The organism is Daejeonella lutea (genome assembly GCF_900168015.1).
Lineage (GTDB): Bacteria > Bacteroidota > Bacteroidia > Sphingobacteriales > Sphingobacteriaceae > Daejeonella > Daejeonella lutea.
Map to the genome: position 1 here is coordinate 589,708 of NZ_FUYR01000001.1, position 18,041 is coordinate 607,748.

Below are 18,041 nucleotides of genomic sequence, written 5' to 3' on the forward strand. Positions count from 1 at the left end.
TAAATTAGGATTTAGTGTTATGATTGATTGCAGCGTGAAAATACATTTGATTTGCAGAATTCTCCCGTCAGATGCGGTTTAATTCTATCTTATTTTAGTTACATTATAATAAAAGAGTCTAAAAAATACTTTTCCCCCTAGTGTGTATAAAAATATTAATAAGATAATATGGAGATTATGCACTTTTACAGGAGCAGGTGTTTGAAAACTGATTTAATTCAAAAGGATCGTTTGTTAAGGGCAAATTGTCGAAATGTTATATTTTGAATTTTAATTATTTTTAAATAAGTTTAAACTTCTTATGACTGAGATGATATTTATAGATGACACAGAACTGATGGATCGTTTGCGTGCAGGAGATGATCTGGCCTTGAAAGTCATTTATAAAAAATATTGGAGCTTGCTCTACAACTCAGCATTCAATATGCTTCAGGATCAACAGGCCTGCGAGGACATTATCCAGGAACTTTTTATCAACCTTTGGAATAAAAGGGAGCAGATAGAAATAAAAGCTTCATTGAAATCTTACCTTTTTGCATCTGTTCGTTACGAAGTATTCCGCCAGGTACGTCACGGCTCGGTGAGAGAGGATATTTTTGAGAATATTCAGGATCGACTGCAAACACCATCGGAGTACGGAAATATTGAACATCGTGAGTTGCTTTCATATGTCAATTCAATCGTGAATAATCTCTCTGAAAAATGCAAGGTAGTTTATAAGCTGAGCCGAGAAGAACAGCTTTCTCATAAAGAGATAGCTACCAAGCTGGACATTTCTACCAAAACTGTTGAAAATCACCTGAATAAGGCCTTACGTCAACTGCGGATTTCCCTCGGGCTGTGGTAATTTAAAATCCAGCATATTCATCGTACTGTTAAGATCTTTTATATTGATCAGGGTGTGTAGATAGACTGTAAATCAAAAATGCTTAGCGGCAATATTGATAAAATATTCCACGTCTCTCATCTTACCTCTGTCTTTCAGGCCAACTTTGGCTTGAACATGGAATGTCCTATTTAGTCCATGCCCGATTAGCCTGACTGGGTTTATCCTTGGCGTTATACCCGTATTTTTTAACGGTTTCAGGCTGCAGTCACTCGGAATATATACCTTCTCCCATCACCCCCATTCCATTGTTGAGTTTGTAAGAAATTGTTTCAATGGAACCTTTTGTGCCCGATTTAATACCTGTTATTATCCCATAAAGCAATGCTGCGAAAAAATTAATCGACTGAAATTCTGACTCATATCTAATTGTTTCAGAATAAGCGTAACCTATTTAGCTCTACTCAGTAGAAGGCGATTGTAGTGTCCCCAAGGGGAATATTTTATTGGTTTGAGTTTCGTGAATAATGTTTGCCAAATCGAAGAATATGAGTGCAGTAAATGTTGCGTTGCAGTTTTTTCGCCGATATCCGCGGAGAATTAATTTTTTTCTGATAATAGCATTGACTTTCTGCCCATGCTTGGTTTTAGGAAGTGATGTTATGATCACTTCGCATTACGAAATACCTCCATTTTCGAACTCATATAGATCAGTTCCTTCAAATACCCGGTTTAATAATGATTCTATAAAATCAAATGCGGGAAAATCAGCTGTAAACCTGGGGGCTCCAATAATTGCTAGCGATTTCCCTGCGTCAATAAGTTATGGAAAAGAATACAAAGGCATTATTAAAGTAGCATCGGCTAATCCTTTTGAAACAAGGATCAGTGCTGATGTTAAACCTGATTTTCTGACTTTCCGTTCTGGCGTGTTTTTTAGACTGTTCGCCGGGAGTACAGTTTTAGGAACAGCAAATGGTCCGCGCTTGTCAGCCCGGTTTTATGCACCCTGTGCATTGACTACAGATTCTGAAGGAAACCTTTATATCGCCGATCAGGCTGACAATAGAATCCGGAAAATAAATCAGGCAGGAATTGTCTCAACGGTAGCTGGCAGTATAAGCGCGGGCTTCAAAGATGGTGCTGCGGCTGAAGCCCGTTTTGATTCCCCATTTGGTATTGCGGTGGGCGAAACCGGTGCACTTTTTATCTCTGATCAGGAAAATAATGCTATCCGCATGATCAGTGCGGACGGTATGGTATCAACGTTTGCAGGTGGTAAAACAAGCGGGTACGTAGACGGTGCTGCTCAAGATGCAAAGTTCCGATATCCATCAGGAATTTGCAGGGATATAAAGGGAAACCTCTATGTGGCAGACCGCGGTAATCATTGTATAAGAAAGATCTCACCCGACGGAATCGTAACAACTCTAGCTGGCAGCGGTCAGCCTGGATTTGCAGACGGGAAAGGATCCGCTGCAAAGTTTAGTTCGCCAACAGGTGTTGCTGTTGACAGTTTAGGGTATGTCTTTGTGGCCGATCAGATCAATAACCGGATCAGGAAAATTAGCCCTGATGGCCTAGTATCAACTCTTGCTGGAAGCGGCGAATTTTCGAAACTTGACGGTAATGGTAAGAATGCAGCCTTCAGGTATCCTACAAGTATAATTATTGATCCAAAAGGTGGGTTTTATGTTTCAGATCAGTTGAACCACACGATCAGGAGATTAAGTAATTCAGGTGTAGTAAGTACGATCACTCCATTTGCTGTAGGGGAGGTGAAGGACGATACTCAGTCGTTTAAGAATCCCATGGGCTTATGTATAAATAAGGAAGGTAAGCTCATGGTGGCCGACTTTAACAACCATTCAATTAAAGAGATATCCGCTGAGGCAAGCCTAGCAGGTATTGCTGAAAAATCACAGTTGGGCAAGTATAAGGTTGTACTTAAAGCCAGTAATGAACACGGAAGTGATGTGAAATCTATCGCTGTGCTTGTTAGAGATACTATCGCTCCCCTAATAACAAAGATTTTTCCGGAGAACGGGACGACAGGATTAGGGAGAAATTTCGATCTGATGATAAATTTTGAAGAAGAGATACGTTTAAACAAATCCGGATCTCTATCCTTTTATACCGGAGACCAGCTTGTGCGTAAGTATAACTTGTCTGACGCATTTGCCGCCAATGAGCTTATTATTTCAGACGATGATAAAACTATTACCCTTAAAGTGAAAAGTATGCCTGCAGGTGCATCCATTTCGGTGAATGCAGAGTTTGGAATGGTTAGCGATACTTCTGGTAACTTATTTAAAAACACCTCCGCCCAATCTCAATCCTGGACCTTGACAACCAAGCCACTGCAGCAGCAGGCTATCGAACTAGGTGATATTCCTGGTAAAATTTACGGTGACCCGGCTTTTAATGCCGGACCGATGCAATCCTCAGCTGGGCTACCTGTTAGATATTATACTTTGAATCCGGAAATACTGCAAGTCGCAGGGGATTCTGTAAAAATCTTAAAAACTGGCAGTACAAAGATAATTGCAGTGCAGGAAGGCAACAGCGAATTCGCAGCAGCACGTCTCGAGCGTGCTGTAACAGTGGTGCCGCGAAATATTATCATTCGGCCTGTTCCCGGCCAATCGGGTTTTGGCGGCGAAGCTGTCCCGCCGATTAAATTTGAACTTGTTGCCGGAATGGTGTTAAAAACGGATGAGTTTACAGGGAGCTTACAAATAGCGCCCGGCAGTTCAATCGGGACTTATCCTATAACAATAGGTAACCTAAGTCTGGGTGAAAATTATGCCCTGACACTTGAACCGGGAACATTTGAAGTAATTGCTGCACCTGCTGCCATCAAGCCAGCAGTTAGCTGTACAAACCTGATTTCCGCGAATGCTGACGGGATTAACGATATGTTTATTGTGAGGAACATTGAACAGTATCCGGGCAATGAATTAAGGATTGTAGATCGCAGTGGCATGATAGTATTCAGGCAAAAAAACTACGAGAATAACTGGGATGGCAGATATAAGGGTACTAGGCTGCCAGTTGGCACTTACTATTACCACCTTGATCTGGGCAATAATACCGGACAGCTCAAAGGCCACATATCTCTTGTAGACTAGTAAGGAATAGGGTTCTCTGGGTTGCGACCAGCACTGTTGAAAAAAAGATTAATTTTTCACAAAACTTTCTTTCAATCCCAAATAAAACTATGCATATTTAGCAGTTGTCAATACTTTAACGGGCGGAAGGATATTAGTTTTTTCTGCGTAAAGGATTCATGGCGTGTTTCCTGTTACGAATGATGAATTATGATTAGTGTTGACGATTTATTGCAGGTTCTTAAAATTTCCCCTGCGCCCCTGGCCTTAATAGGTCTTTCTCAAAATTCAAACCAGCTTCTGTTTGCAAACAACTGCTACCAAAAGTTATTGGGACTTCCGGATCAAGCTGGCATCGATCTGGTTTATAAGGATTTTATTACTGGTGTGTCAACTCTGGACATCCACGATGTCAACCGCCTGGAGCAAGCCATTCAAGATGTGTTTTCAACAGGGAATGCTATCCAGGTTAGCAAAGTCAATGTCCAATATGGTGTAAAGGACGGTGACTCAAACGATTTCGTCCTTTTCGACCATTCGCCGATCCTGGATGACGGAGCGGTTAAATTTGTCTGCCAAACGATTGTTTTGCCTAAGTTAGCATCCCAGTCTTCTTTTGACCTTGAACGTGCGAGGAATTCCACTCAAAAGATCATGGAATCTTCACTGGACGTAATTTGTACAGTTGATCGTGAAGGATGTTTTGTAAGTGTCAGTGCCGCGGCTAAAAGGATTTGGGGTTTTGAGCCTGAAGAACTAATCGGCAGACCGTATATTGATCTTGTCTTTACCGAAGACAAAGATTTAACCCTGAAAGCCTCTTACGATATCATAGGCGGCACTGAAATGACCAACTTTGAGAACCGTTATGTCAGAAAAGATGGGACACTTGTAAATATTGTGTGGTCCGCCCGGTGGGATGAGGCAGACCAGATCATGTATTGTATAGCAAAGGATGCGACCGAGAAGAAGGCTGCAGAATTTGAGCTGATCACGAGTGAGAAACGATACCGGACCTTGGTTGAGCATGGCGATGATGCGATAGTCATTCTTGGAGCAAATGGCAAAGCAATATATGTTTCGCCATCAATCACCCGTGTGTTAGGTTATTCAGAAGAAGAGGCCCTTGCCCTGAGTCTTGAAGATATCCTACACCCTGCTGACAGAGTCAGCGTTTCCCGGAGAATGGCAGAGGCAATGGTACGTCCCGGAGAAACGATAAATGGACAAACCGCCCGGATCAGGCATAAGGATGGCAGCTGGCGGTGGATCGAAGCAACATTGACCAATATGTTCCATGATCCAATGATCAATGGGATTGTCGACAACTTCCGTGATGTAACCGACAAAAAGGAAGCAGAGCTTGAGAATAATTTGATGATCAGCAATACTGAGGAATCATTTGTTTTGTTGGATATTGATCTGAACATAGTTTCATACAATAACCAGTTCCAGCACCTTTACCAGAGATATTTTAATACCACCGTAATTAAAGGTGATTCTATTCTTACATATGTCAGCCCCGAAAGACGTCCTGGACTTGCGCAGCTATACGCGAACGTATTGCTGGGGGGATCCGAACTTTCTGAAGTAACCGTCTACGAACCTGATACAAAAGAAAAGCGCATATTTTCGCTAAAATATAAACCTGCCCGGGGAGAATCCGGAGAGATTATTGGCGCATTTGTTACCGCCACGGATATCACCGAACGTCATCAGGTTCTGGAACAGCTGACTAGCTCCCAAGAGCGATACAGGCTGCTTTTTCATTCGAGTCCGCTGCCAATTTTTGTATACGACTTTTTAAACTTCGGCATCCTTGATGTTAATGATACGGCAATAGAGAAATACGGTTATAGCCGTGACGAGTTTCTCAAACGAAGCATTCTGGATATTCTCTCCGAATCAGAAATCGAATCTCATCGATTAAGGGAAATGCATGAGCATATTGAGATAGCTGACAGAGCGCTGAACTTTGGAATTTTTAAACACCGTAAAAAACATGGCGCCCTCGTTCATTCTGATGTTTCCGTGTATAAAATTAAGTACGACGGGCGTGATTGTATGATGGCTGCTTGTAACGATGTAACCGAACGGGATATCGCATTTCAGCTAATCAAAGAAAACGAAACGAAATTGCTGGCCGCGCAGAAGATTGCCAAGGTAGGGTACTGGCAATCATTTCCCGATAAAAAAGGTTTATACTGGTCTGATGAGGTGTACAATATCTGGGAACGTGATAAAAGAACTTTCAAACTTGACTTCGAATCACATTTCAATACTATCCATCCGGACGACCAGGAAGAATTTATGTTAAGCCGCGAACGGGCTTTCAAGGATGGTGTACAGCATGATGTCGAACATCGTATTCTGCTACCTGATGGATCCATTAAATGGGTACATGCCCTGGGAAACCTGATTCGGAATGAAAAGGGTGAAATACTAATTTTTGAAGGTACGGTACAGGATATAACAAAAGATAAGCTGGCCCTGGAGAAATTACTAATCAGCGAAGCACGGCATCGCGGGATCCTTGAATCGCAGACCAATTACATGATCCGTACAGATCTGGAAGGTAACTATACTTTCTATAATCAAAAGTTTGTGCAGGATTTTGGCTGGCTATATGGGAGCCGTGAAATCATTGGCATGAGTGTGCTGAGTTCTGTAATGGAATACCACCATGATCAGGTGCTAGAAACAGTAAGTCTATGTTTTGCAAACCTGAACAAGGTTTTCCAGGTATTTGTTGATAAACCAAGAAAAGGGGGTGTAGGGGTAGTGACTACCTTGTGGGACTTCATATGCCTCACTGATTCCAAAGGCCGTCCAAGCGAAATACAATGTATTGGTATTGACGTGTCCGAATGGAAACAGGCCCAGCAGGAACTTGAAGAAAGCAATACGCGTTATGAATATGTCACCAAGGCTACATCTGATGCTATTTGGGATTGGGACCTGCGAACTGACGAAGTTTACAGGGGTAGCGGATTCAAGGCTTTGTTTGGCCGATCTGTCCAGGCCGGTCCGGGTCAAACCTTTTGGGAAGAATTTATTCACCCGGGCGATATAGAACATGTAAGAACATTTATCAGGAAAGCAAAGCAAGGGCAAATAAAGCGCTGGACCTTAGAATATCGTTTCAAGAAAGATTCCGGTGACTATGCTTTTGTGCAGGATAAGTGTATCCTGATCAGCGATAAAGAGGGGGTACCCGTGAAGATGGTTGGAGCAATCCAGGATATTACCCGGCGCAGGATCGCCGAAAAACAAAAGACCTTACAGGCAGAAACAAGTCTCATTTTTAACAGCCCCAGGGAGCATCTGAATGATATTCTCAGTAAGGTACTGGGCAACCTTCTCCATTACGGTGATATTGCTATCGCCGAGATCTGGCTTTTGGAATCCGACCTTAAATCTATGACACTGGTATCAAAATCTGCGAAAAGTCCTGAGATGGAGGAATTTTACCAGGCATCGCGTAATATCAAGAGCTTAAAAATAGGAGAGGGAATTCCGGGCAAAGTATGGCAAAACCGTAGTTTTATTATTTGGGATAGTATCGATCAGGACTTGCAGTTTCCACGACATGAAGCTGCGCTTATGTCTGGCATTAAAACTGCTCTCGGGATGCCGCTCAGCTATAACGACGAATTGCTTGGTACCCTTGTACTAGGCATCCAGGAGAAGGGCCAGAATTTCCTTGAACATGAATCATTCAGAGATGAATTTTGCAAGCACCTCAGTTCTGAGATCAAACGAAAACAACTAGACCAGGAGCTTAGCCAGATATTTAGCTTCGCCCCTGATGTGATTACAGTCGCTGGGAACGACGGATATTTCAAAAAGATCAATCCGGCAGCGTGTAAAATCCTGGGATATTCGGAAGAAGAACTGCTTGGCAACCCAATTGCCACTTTTGTGCATCCTGATGATCAAAAGCGCACCGATAAGGTCATCCGGAATTTGTCAAGACGACGCAAAACTGTCCATTTTGAAAATCGCTGTATCAGCAAAGCAGGGAAGGTTGTATGGCTCGCCTGGGCCAGCACTCCTTCGCCAGAAGACAACCTGATCTTTGCTGTTGCAAAAGATGTTACTGAAAAGAAAAATCTGGAATTTCTGCTCGAAAAGTCCAACAGGCTGGCTGAGATTGGCAGCTGGGAATTAGATATTCAGCAGGGCTCGCTTTACTGGGGTCCTATCGCAAGAAAAATTCATGATCTGGAAGAAGACTTCGTTCCGGGCATTGAAAGCTGGCTGAGCTTTTACGATGAAGGTTTAATCAGGGATACGGTCAGGACCGCAATTCACCGGGCAATAGAAACTGGTGTTCCCTGGGATATGGAACTCGAAATCCTTACGGCTATAGGCAAAAGAAAATGGATCAGGTCGATAGGAGAGGTTGAAAGGGTGAATGGGAATGTAGTGAAGCTGTATGGAAACTTCCAGAACATCAACAACCGTAAGATTGCGGAGCTAGAAAGAACGAATTACATTGAAGCCATAGAAAAGCAAAATCAGCGATTCAGCGAAATTGCCTGGATACAATCGCATGTCGTCAGGGCGCCAATTGCACGGCTTATGGGCCTTGTCGATCTGATAAAACATCCCGCCAGTGATGAAGAGCTGAAAAAGGAACTTCTCGGGTATGTATTTGATTCTGCGACAGAACTCGACGGAATTGTTCGCGAAATAACTCTCAAAACTGAAGAGATCGATCTGAATACTGAAAGGGAGTTGGTGTCAATAAAAGAATAATCAAGATTCGGATGGCATAAGATTTGCTAAAATAATTAGTAAATAATTCTGTTATCACCAGAATTATTTCCACTTTTGTTCTATCATGATGCACAACACCAGTCTGATGAATGAGGCAAAAGCCTGGATCAAGCGCGAACGCGGCCCTAATGAAGTTGTAAAAATTATCGGCAATACAGCGGCCAGCGGAATTGTTAGCTACGAGTTATTCACGGCTTACAGTGAAAACCCAGATTATTTTGGACGTATCTTATTTGACACCGAAGGGTTTTGGATCTACGATGGAGATGTCCTGACCATTGCTGAACAGGAACAAGTAGCGAAGTTCATTATCAATTTCGGTGAAAGCAGTAAACATGTTGAAGATGATGGTCTTAAGTTTTTCTGAATGAGATATTTTTTCCAGTTTACCAGGATCAGAAACAATCCGGCCTTTTATTAAATTTGTAATCCTAAAGCAGTTACACTATGCCAGAAGCTCCTCAGATAAGACTTATTGTTAAAGATCTACAGCCCTTCGTAGGACAAAAAATCATAAAAGCCACAACCCAGGAAAAGGATTTCGAGCCAAAGCGGCTTGAAGGGGAAACCATAAAAGAAATCCTGGTTTTTGGAAAGCAGATCCTGATTCGACTTTCTGATTTTACCGTGCGCTACCACCTGCTGATGTTTGGGAAAGTGAAGATCAATGAAAGTAATGAGAAGGGGAAACTACGTCTCGGTTTGAAGTTTAGCAAGGGCGAATTCAGCTTCTATGCTGGCACGATCTACTATATCGATGAGCCGCTGGATGAGGTATTCGATTGGACCACGGATGTTATGAACCCGAAATGGGACGCGACAAAGGCCCTGGGGAAGCTAGCAAAGCATGAGGATGAACTAATCTCAGACATGCTGATCGATCAGGATATATTTAACGGGTTAGGGAACAAAGGTGTAAATGAAGCTCTTTACAGAACGAAAGTCCATCCTGCCAGTACAGTTGGAGCTTTGCCCATAAATAAGCGTAAGGAGATCATCAAAGAGGCCGTTGATTTTTCCTTTGATTACCTGGATTGGGAAGAGAAAGGGGTGGCAAAAAATCACTTTTCGGTATATCTTAAGAAAACATGCCCGGTTCATGGTACACCCATCAAGCATGAAGAAATTGGGAAGAATGGCCGCAAATGCCATTGGTGCGATGAGTGCCAGAAGGTTTATGCCTAATGCGGAAATTTTATAAAAAATTCAATGAATTATATAAACCCTGAAATCAAATAGGACATATCTTTGTTGCACGTATAGATGAAGCGAAATCAATCCATAAAGCTTAAGGCAATTTTTCTCCTGATCGTATTTTCTTTGAGTACGGTGGTGAGTTTTGCATGTGCAACAGGGATTGATATGGGTTATAATAAGAACCATCATAATGCAGGGGAGGGTAAAAGCTCGCCCGCAACGGCTCGAAACAAGCATAGTCATTCTTCAGTAGTTGGTCATGAGCATAGATCTGCAGACATGAAGAATACACATGATCATAGGGCTGATAATTCGCACTGGGAGTCAGACCACAGTAAGCGAACAGAAAGTACCCCGGATGACTGTTGCAGAGACGAAGCAGCGAAATTTGAGAAATGTGATAAGCTAACCCAAAAGGCAGTCAATTTCAACTTCCAGCCGGACTTCATAATACTTTTTATCAAGGCTTTTTACAATGCAGAAGCTTTCACCAGATCATTACATCATCCGAATTCTAGGTATTTAACCCGGAATCATCACCCCCCAATACCAGATACCCGCATTGCTATTCAAAGTTTCCTGATTTGATTTTTTCGTTTGCCAATGTCCTTAATGGTTTTTCCATCACGGTTGTTTTTGCTTACACATTAAATCAAAACATATGAAAAAGATATTTTTAATGGTTGCTATGGTGGCAGCCACGTTTAGTCAGGCCTCTTTTGCTCAGGAAAAAACAGCGGCCTTAAGTACCATACTTTCCGAATATTATGCGATTAAAGATGCCTTAGTTAGCGGAAACGCAGGTTTGGCCAGTGCCAAAGCCAATGACTTTATTAAGGCAGCAGCAGAAGCTTCAAATTTAACTGAGGCAAGCAGGGCAGCGTTAGTGAAAGATGCTTCAAGTATTGCTAAAACCAAGGAACTCAAAAAGCACCGGGAGTATTTTTCGGCTTTCTCTGAGAATATGTTTGAACTCGCCAAGGCCACCAGGCTCAGTTCTGATCCGGTTTACAAAGCGTTTTGCCCAATGGTAAAAGCCAGCTGGTTGAGCAATGCCCCGGCAATTAAGAACCCATATTATGGCAGTTCCATGCTTAGCTGCGGCAAGGTAGTGGAAACTCTGAAATAAGCAGTTTGGAAAACCATAGGTGTCATTTTACCTATGGTTTATAAAATTCAATTCATCATTAACTGAAACTTTTCTAAAACTGACACGATTGCATCATTCAAGATTGCTATCGTAAAAATTAAAGACATGAAGACAATCCTATTAAGCCTTACCCTGGCAGCAACTCTTTTTGTTGCCTGCAACAATGTTGGATCTGAAAAAAAACTGGCGGACAGTACAACGTCGGTATCGAATGAGGGTAGCACTCCTGCAAAAACTGTCAGCAACATCCTTGGAGATTATCTGGAAATTAAGAATGCCCTTACAAAGGATAACGATGCGGATGCCGCTAGTGCGGCAACTAAGCTTGCCGGTTCGTTGCAAGGGTTTGATAAAACTGCATTAAATGCCGACCAGACCAAAGTATATAATGATATTGAAGCTGACGCGATTGAACATGCGGAACATATTGCTTCAAACAAAGGAAACCTGGTTCATCAGCGGGAACACTTTGAAACCCTGAGTGCGGAGATGTATGAGCTCGTTAAAGTGATGGGGGCAGGGCAAAAGCTGTACTATACAAACTGTCCGATGTATAATAAAAACAAAGGTGCTAACTGGTTAAGCGAAAGCAAAGAAGTGAGCAACCCTTATTTAGGTCAAGCAATGTTAACGTGTGGCACTGTTAAAGAAGAGCTGAATTAAGCAATGAACCGGATTAAGAAAGGTTCAATGATTGTATTGGCAATTTTTGTTTTAATCCAATTTTTCCAGCCAGCACGTAATCGAAGCTCGGAGGTTTCAAAGGCAGGTATTGCCACGGTGATCAGAGTGCCTTCTGAAGTTCAGGCGATTTTGCAGAACTCCTGCTATGATTGCCATAGCAATAATACCCGGTATCCCTGGTATGCTGTTTTGCAACCTGGGGCCTGGTGGTTGGCTTCGCACATTAAGGAGGGTAAGGCAGAGTTAAATTTTGATGAGTTTGGGGAATACTCAAAACGGCGGCAGCGCAGTAAACTGAAGTCAATACAAGGTTCAATTGAAGACAAAAGTATGCCGCTACCTTCTTACAAGGCTGTTCACAGGGAGGCTGATCTATCCCAAACCGATCAAAAATTGTTAAACGAATGGCTTGAAGGAGCCTTGAATGAAATTTCTAATTAATCAATGATGAATAATAAGCTATTTATACTACTGCTCATTAGCTTTTGTTTCGGGCAATCGCTGTATGCGGAGCGCCCAGAGCATACTCATTCCGTGTCCGCAGCTGTGCAGGCTGTTTATGTATGTCCAATGCATCCAGAGGTGAAGTCGGCTAAACCAGCCAATTGTCCTAAATGCGGGATGAAGCTAGTATTACAGAAGGCGAAAGCCCCAAAGCCTGCGGCCCGTCCCCCGGTTAAAAAGACTCCCGCTCCAAAAGCTTTAAGTCCTGCGAAAGCTGCAAGTCCTGCTAAAGCAAGCCCCGCTCTACAATCGGCTGTTGTGTATACCTGCCCTATGCATCCCGAGGTAAAATCCAATAAACCTGGTAATTGTCCTAAATGCGGGATGAAACTGGTAGTTCAGAAATCGGCAGCTCCGGAACGTTCTGCACCAGCTAAAAAGGCCGCTCCAGCGAAAAAAGCGAGCCCGGCCGTCCCGTCAAAGAATGAAGGCCTACCGGGAAAGCCTGAACCCATTGCAGAACCCGCAGAAGATCACAGGAACCATGTGATGCCCACGGCAGAGAGTGGAGTGGAGGACGGTATAAACGAGACGGATCCAATTAAAATTGCCAAAGCTAACCTTGGTCCGATTAAAACTATTGCAAACAATACCCCGCCAAGGACAGTGAAGTATGATTTGTACATTGCCGATACGACCGTGAATTTTACAGGCAAAGCCAAACGGGCTATCGCGGTTAATGGACAGATCCCCATGCCAACACTTACATTTACCCAGGGCGACACTGCGGAAATACACGTTCATAACCGCTTAAAAGAAGAAACGTCATTGCACTGGCACGGCCTTTTTCTGCCCAATCGCTATGATGGCGTTCCAAATCTGACTCAAATGCCTATTAAGCCCGGTACTACTCACGTATACAGGTTTCCTATCATTCAACACGGTACGCATTGGTATCATAGCCACACCGGATTACAGGAGCAGATTGGAATGTATGGTGCATTTATCATGCTGAAGCGCAACGAATGGGATATTCCCACCGTACCGGTCATGTTAAGTGAATGGACCGACATGAATCCTAAGGAAGTTGATCGAAGTTTGCATGCAGCTACCGATTGGTTTGCTATAAAAAAGGGAAGCACACAGAGTTATTCTGAAGCTATCAGGGGAGGGCATTTTAACATCAAGGTTGCAAATGAATGGAAGCGCATGAACGCCATGGATGTGAGTGATGTATATTACGACCGCTTTCTAATCAACGGCAAGAACCAATACGAACAGCCGCAATTTAAAGCAGGTGACAAAGTAAGGCTTCGCATAGCAAATGCAGGTGCTTCCACTTACTTCTGGCTAAAATATTCCGGAGGGAAGATGACGGTAGTTGCTACTGATGGGAATGATGTAGAGCCGCTTGAAGTAGACCGGCTGATCATCGCTGTTTCAGAGACTTACGATGTGGTCGTTACAATTCCTGAAAACAAAGCTTACGAGTTTTTAGCGACTGCCGAAGACCGCACCAAGTCAACATCACTATGGTTAGGCAGCGGACCTAAGGTGCCTGCGGAACCATTGCCAAGGCTGAAATATTTTGCAGGAATGAAGATGATGAATGAGATGATGGATATGCAGGGAAATATGGTTCAGATGGAAGGTATGAAGATGCAAAACCAGATCATGGACATGAATACCGTGATGTATCCGGAAATCACAGGACCTGAGATTGCGAGTGATACTGCCGAAATAGATACTGTATCTGAAATGAAGATGAATGACGCGGTAAAACCGATGGATCATTCCGGTCACAATATGGCTGATAAGGATAGTGATGCAAGAGATATCGTGACTTTGAACTATAACATGCTTCGTGACCCCAAGAAAACGACACTTCCTCCCGGCCCTGTGCGGGAGTTACGATTTGATCTGACAGGCAATATGAACCGGTATGTGTGGACGCTGGATAATAAGACCGTATCTGAGTCAGACAAGATCCTGATCAAGAAAGGGGAGAACTTACGAATTATCCTTTTTAATAACAGTATGATGCGTCACCCCATGCACCTGCATGGTCATGATTTTCGTGTGCTGAACGACCAGGGCGAGCAAGCTCCGATGAAAAATGTCATAGACATTATGCCCATGGAATTGGACACGATTGAATTCGCAGCAACAGAGCCTGGCGGCGACTGGTTTTTCCACTGCCATATTTTATATCATATGATGAGCGGTATGGGAAGAATCTTTAGCTATGAAAACTCAGCCCCTAATCCAGACGTACCAGATCCTAAGCTTGCCCAGCGCCGCTTATTCAGAGACGACCGTATGTTTCATCCGATGGGTTCTATAGGCCTGGAGAGTAATGGAAGTGATGGGGAATTCATGTTGGCTAATACAAGGCTCCGGCTGTCTACGGAGTGGCGATTAGGCTTAAAGCAGGATCATGGAAACGAGGTGGAAACTTACTTTGGCCGATATATCGGCCGGATGCAGTGGTGGTTTCCGTTTATCGGCTTTGACTACCATCAGAATAGTATGGGGAGCATGGTCGAGAAAAACATGTTTGGTCAAATGAGTAACCAGGATAACCGCAAGGCATTTGTTGCAGGGGTGCAATACACGCTGCCGATGTTATTTATAGCAGAAATGAGGGCCGACAGCAAAGGGAAATTCAGGTTTCAGTTGATGAGAGAAGATATTCCGCTTAGCCCCCGGCTTCGATTCAATTTAATGGGTAATACCGATAAAGAGTATATGGGAGGTCTGAGATATATAGTAACTAAGTATTTCTCGCTTTCCACCCATTACGATAGTGATATGGGATTAGGGGGCGGAATTACCGTAACTTATTAATAAATTTTGAAATTCTAGATTAGGAATTTGAACACTGAATTTTGAAAAGATGCTCGAACTGCATATAAAAAATATGGTTTGCAACCGCTGTATTGCAGCGGTAAGCAACGAATTAAACAGCCTCGGACTGCACCCTATCCTTGTCGAAATGGGTGTGGTAAGGTTAGAAGAAAATGAGCTCGACGAGGATACTCGTTCTCTACTTCAGGTGAGGTTAAAAGGACTTGGATTCGAATTGCTGGATAATAACAGAACCAGGTTGATTGAACAGATAAAAAATCTCATTATCGAGAAAATTCACCGCGCTGATACTTTAGAAGAGAAAATAAATTGGCCGAAGCTTATTTCCGACAAGCTCTTTCATGAGTACAATTACATGAGTGCCTTATTCTCGTCAGTTGAAGGGATTACCCTGGAACAATATATTATCCGGCAAAAAATCGAAAAGGTTAAGGAACTTCTATTCTACGATGAACTCAGTCTGGGTGAGATAGCTGATAGGATTGGTTATAGCAGCATAGCCCACCTGTCAGCGCAGTTTAAGAAGATCACAGGGCAAACTCCTTCACAATTTAAAAAAACCAGGGCTATTGATAAGAACAGGAAATCCTTAGATTCTATTTGAATGCCCTGTATAAACATGAAGTAATGTAACTCTTTCACTGAATTTTGTAAGAATCCGGCACCGAAACTGGCGTAATTTTGTAGTATACAAACAAGCTTATGTCAGCAACTACAGCAATTCAAACCTCAGGCAAATCGAATAAAGCTAGCAGAAAGACTTTTCCGGTTACCGGAATGACTTGTGCAGCCTGTGCCGTCAGTGTCGAATCGATGCTCAAATCTTCATCTGGTGTTTCGGATGCTGGTGTCAACTTCGCGAATCAGACGGCCTGGGCAGAATATGATGAGAAGCAAACGAGTCCTTTGGAATTACAAAAGGCAGTTCGTTCTATTGGCTATGATATACTTGTCGATGTCGAAAACCCCACGGAAGTTCAGGAAGAGCTCCAGCACAAGCATTATCAGGAAATAAAGCACAGGACCATCTGGGCATCAATACTTTCTTTACCAGTTGTTGTACTGGGCATGTTCTTTATGGACGCACCTTATTCACCGTGGATCTCCATGATCCTTACAGCCCCGGTGCTGTTTTGGTTTGGCCGATCTTTCTTTATCAATGCCTGGAAGCAGGCGAGCCATGGCAAGGCTAACATGGATACGCTGGTAGCTTTGAGTACAGGCATTGCATTTTTATTTAGTGCTTTTAATACGTTCTACCCTGAATTCTGGCATCAACGGGGATTGCACCCCCACGTTTATTATGAAGCAGCTTCCGTAATCATCGCTTTTATTTCATTAGGTAAATTGCTCGAGGAAAGAGCGAAGTCCAATACCTCATCAGCAATCAGGAAACTGATGGGCTTACAGCCTAAAACGGTCAAAATAATAATTGATGGTGCCGAAAAGGAAGTTCCTATTGCTTCTGTAGATAAAGGTGATATTATAATGGTCAGGCCAGGGGAGAAGATCCCCGTCGATGGAAAAGTTATTTCCGGATCTTCCTATGTAGATGAGAGCATGATCTCCGGAGAACCAGTACCTGTGGAAAAAATGAAAGACGAGCGCGTATTTGCCGGAACCATCAACCAAAAAGGAAGCTTCCAGTTCAAGGCACAGAAAGTAGGGAGTGATACCCTTCTTGCGCAGATCATAAAAATGGTACAGGAAGCACAAGGTAGTAAAGCGCCTGTTCAAAAGCTTGTCGACAAGATCTCTGGAATATTTGTTCCGGTAGTCATTGGCATTGCGATACTTACATTCCTCACATGGATGCTCCTTGGCGGTGAAAATGCATTCACGCATGCATTGCTGACCTCGGTGACAGTTTTGGTTATTGCCTGCCCCTGTGCATTAGGCCTTGCAACTCCCACAGCAATTATGGTGGGTATAGGAAAGGGTGCTGATAATAATATCCTAATCAAGGATGCCGAAAGCCTGGAATTGGGACATAAGGTAAATGCTGTCATTCTCGATAAAACAGGGACCATTACCGAAGGGAAACCGGTGGTAAATAGTGTGGATTGGAATTCAAAGGCGGCTGATATGAATACGTTGAAAGAAATACTGTATAGCCTGGAAATAAAGTCGGAGCATCCCCTGGCCGAAGCTGTTGTTAAACACTTACAAGAAAGTGGAGTTTCCGGAGCTGAAGTTTCATCATTTGAAAGCATTACCGCCAGGGGGGTAAAGGGTGTCGCAGGGAACAACACATTCTATGTGGGGAACAGAAAACTGATATCTGAAAATAATATTCGGATCGATGAACGTTTAGCTGGAAAAGCAGAAATATACCAGCAAAAGGCCAATACCGTAGTTTATTTTGCCGATCAGGATGAGGTGTTGGCGATAATCGCTATTGCTGATAAAGTAAAGGAAACCTCTGCGAAAGCTATTAAAGCACTTCAGGAAATGAATATTGAGGTGTATATGCTTACCGGTGACAATCAACAGACTGCTGCTGCTGTTGCCCATGAAGTGGGAATTACGCATTATAAAGCTGAAGTCCTGCCATCAGACAAAGCGGATTTTATAAAAGAACTTCAATCACAGGGGAAAATAGTAGCAATGGTTGGAGACGGAATTAATGATTCGCATGCCCTTGCGCAGGCCGATGTTAGCATTGCGATGGGCAAAGGATCGGATATCGCGATGGACGTAGCTAAGATGACGCTCATAACTTCCGACCTTTTAGCGATACCTAAGGCATTGAAATTATCTAAACGGACGGTCCAAACAGTTCGACAGAACCTCTTCTGGGCATTTATTTATAATGTCATCGGAATCCCTCTCGCTGCGGGTGTTCTCTATTCCTACAATGGTTTCCTGCTCGATCCGATGATTGCAGGAGCAGCTATGGCTTTAAGTTCTGTATCTGTAGTAACAAACAGCTTACGCTTAAAAGCATCAAATCTCGAATAATTTTAACTCATAAATATTT

At 43.0% G+C, this 18,041-nt stretch carries 12 protein-coding genes; all 12 read left to right on the top strand.

Annotation, left to right across the window (positions count from 1 at the left end):
- Positions 1-301 precede the first annotated feature (301 nt).
- The 12 genes from B5X60_RS02605 (at position 302) to B5X60_RS02660 (ending at position 18,022) form a co-directional block, all read left to right on the top strand.
- Positions 302-847, top strand: coding sequence for an RNA polymerase sigma-70 factor (locus B5X60_RS02605; protein WP_079701099.1), 546 nt, complete (start codon positions 302-304; stop codon positions 845-847).
- A gap of 641 nt (positions 848-1,488) precedes the next feature.
- A complete protein-coding gene (locus B5X60_RS02610) occupies positions 1,489-3,957 on the top strand; it encodes a T9SS type B sorting domain-containing protein (RefSeq protein ID WP_170878364.1) in 2,469 nt (822 codons plus the stop codon).
- 189 nt (positions 3,958-4,146) lie between these two features.
- Entirely contained in the window at positions 4,147-8,697 is a 4,551-nt protein-coding gene (locus B5X60_RS02615; protein ID WP_079701101.1) for a PAS domain S-box protein, read from the top strand.
- An 85-nt stretch (positions 8,698-8,782) separates the two neighbouring features.
- Positions 8,783-9,085: a hypothetical protein gene (locus B5X60_RS02620; RefSeq protein ID WP_079701102.1), complete on the top strand. Its 303-nt coding sequence runs from the start codon at positions 8,783-8,785 to the stop codon at positions 9,083-9,085.
- An 80-nt stretch (positions 9,086-9,165) separates the two neighbouring features.
- Positions 9,166-9,903, top strand: a complete 738-nt coding sequence (locus B5X60_RS02625; protein WP_079701103.1) for a DNA-formamidopyrimidine glycosylase family protein — start codon at positions 9,166-9,168, stop codon at positions 9,901-9,903.
- Between the two features lie 78 nt (positions 9,904-9,981).
- Entirely contained in the window at positions 9,982-10,503 is a 522-nt protein-coding gene (locus tag B5X60_RS02630) for an HYC_CC_PP family protein (protein WP_079701104.1), read from the top strand.
- A gap of 73 nt (positions 10,504-10,576) precedes the next feature.
- Entirely contained in the window at positions 10,577-11,044 is a 468-nt protein-coding gene (locus tag B5X60_RS02635) for a DUF3347 domain-containing protein (RefSeq protein ID WP_079701105.1), read from the top strand.
- A gap of 126 nt (positions 11,045-11,170) precedes the next feature.
- Positions 11,171-11,728: a DUF3347 domain-containing protein gene (locus B5X60_RS02640; protein WP_079701106.1), complete on the top strand. Its 558-nt coding sequence runs from the start codon at positions 11,171-11,173 to the stop codon at positions 11,726-11,728.
- Between the two features lie 3 nt (positions 11,729-11,731).
- Positions 11,732-12,190, top strand: a complete 459-nt coding sequence (locus B5X60_RS02645; RefSeq protein ID WP_079701107.1) for a heme-binding domain-containing protein — start codon at positions 11,732-11,734, stop codon at positions 12,188-12,190.
- A gap of 93 nt (positions 12,191-12,283) precedes the next feature.
- Positions 12,284-15,040: a multicopper oxidase domain-containing protein gene (locus tag B5X60_RS02650; RefSeq protein WP_456073010.1), complete on the top strand. Its 2,757-nt coding sequence runs from the start codon at positions 12,284-12,286 to the stop codon at positions 15,038-15,040.
- Between the two features lie 49 nt (positions 15,041-15,089).
- Entirely contained in the window at positions 15,090-15,665 is a 576-nt protein-coding gene (locus B5X60_RS02655; protein WP_079701108.1) for a helix-turn-helix domain-containing protein, read from the top strand.
- Between the two features lie 98 nt (positions 15,666-15,763).
- The gene (locus B5X60_RS02660) at positions 15,764-18,022 is read left to right on the top strand and encodes a heavy metal translocating P-type ATPase (protein WP_079701109.1); all 2,259 of its coding nucleotides are present in this window, start codon (positions 15,764-15,766) and stop codon (positions 18,020-18,022) included.
- The last annotated feature ends 19 nt before the right edge of the window (positions 18,023-18,041 follow it).

Excerpts from the sequence above, each read along its gene's own strand:
- B5X60_RS02605 (WP_079701099.1), top strand. The coding sequence starts at position 302 with ATGACTGAGATGATATTTATAGATGACACAGAACTGATGGATCGTTTG.
- B5X60_RS02610 (WP_170878364.1), top strand. The coding sequence starts at position 1,489 with ATGATCACTTCGCATTACGAAATACCTCCATTTTCGAACTCATATAGA.
- B5X60_RS02615 (WP_079701101.1), top strand. The coding sequence starts at position 4,147 with ATGATTAGTGTTGACGATTTATTGCAGGTTCTTAAAATTTCCCCTGCG.
- B5X60_RS02620 (WP_079701102.1), top strand. The coding sequence starts at position 8,783 with ATGATGCACAACACCAGTCTGATGAATGAGGCAAAAGCCTGGATCAAG.
- B5X60_RS02625 (WP_079701103.1), top strand. The coding sequence starts at position 9,166 with ATGCCAGAAGCTCCTCAGATAAGACTTATTGTTAAAGATCTACAGCCC.
- B5X60_RS02630 (WP_079701104.1), top strand. The coding sequence starts at position 9,982 with ATGAAGCGAAATCAATCCATAAAGCTTAAGGCAATTTTTCTCCTGATC.
- B5X60_RS02635 (WP_079701105.1), top strand. The coding sequence starts at position 10,577 with ATGAAAAAGATATTTTTAATGGTTGCTATGGTGGCAGCCACGTTTAGT.
- B5X60_RS02640 (WP_079701106.1), top strand. The coding sequence starts at position 11,171 with ATGAAGACAATCCTATTAAGCCTTACCCTGGCAGCAACTCTTTTTGTT.
- B5X60_RS02645 (WP_079701107.1), top strand. The coding sequence starts at position 11,732 with ATGAACCGGATTAAGAAAGGTTCAATGATTGTATTGGCAATTTTTGTT.
- B5X60_RS02655 (WP_079701108.1), top strand. The coding sequence starts at position 15,090 with ATGCTCGAACTGCATATAAAAAATATGGTTTGCAACCGCTGTATTGCA.
- B5X60_RS02660 (WP_079701109.1), top strand. The coding sequence starts at position 15,764 with ATGTCAGCAACTACAGCAATTCAAACCTCAGGCAAATCGAATAAAGCT.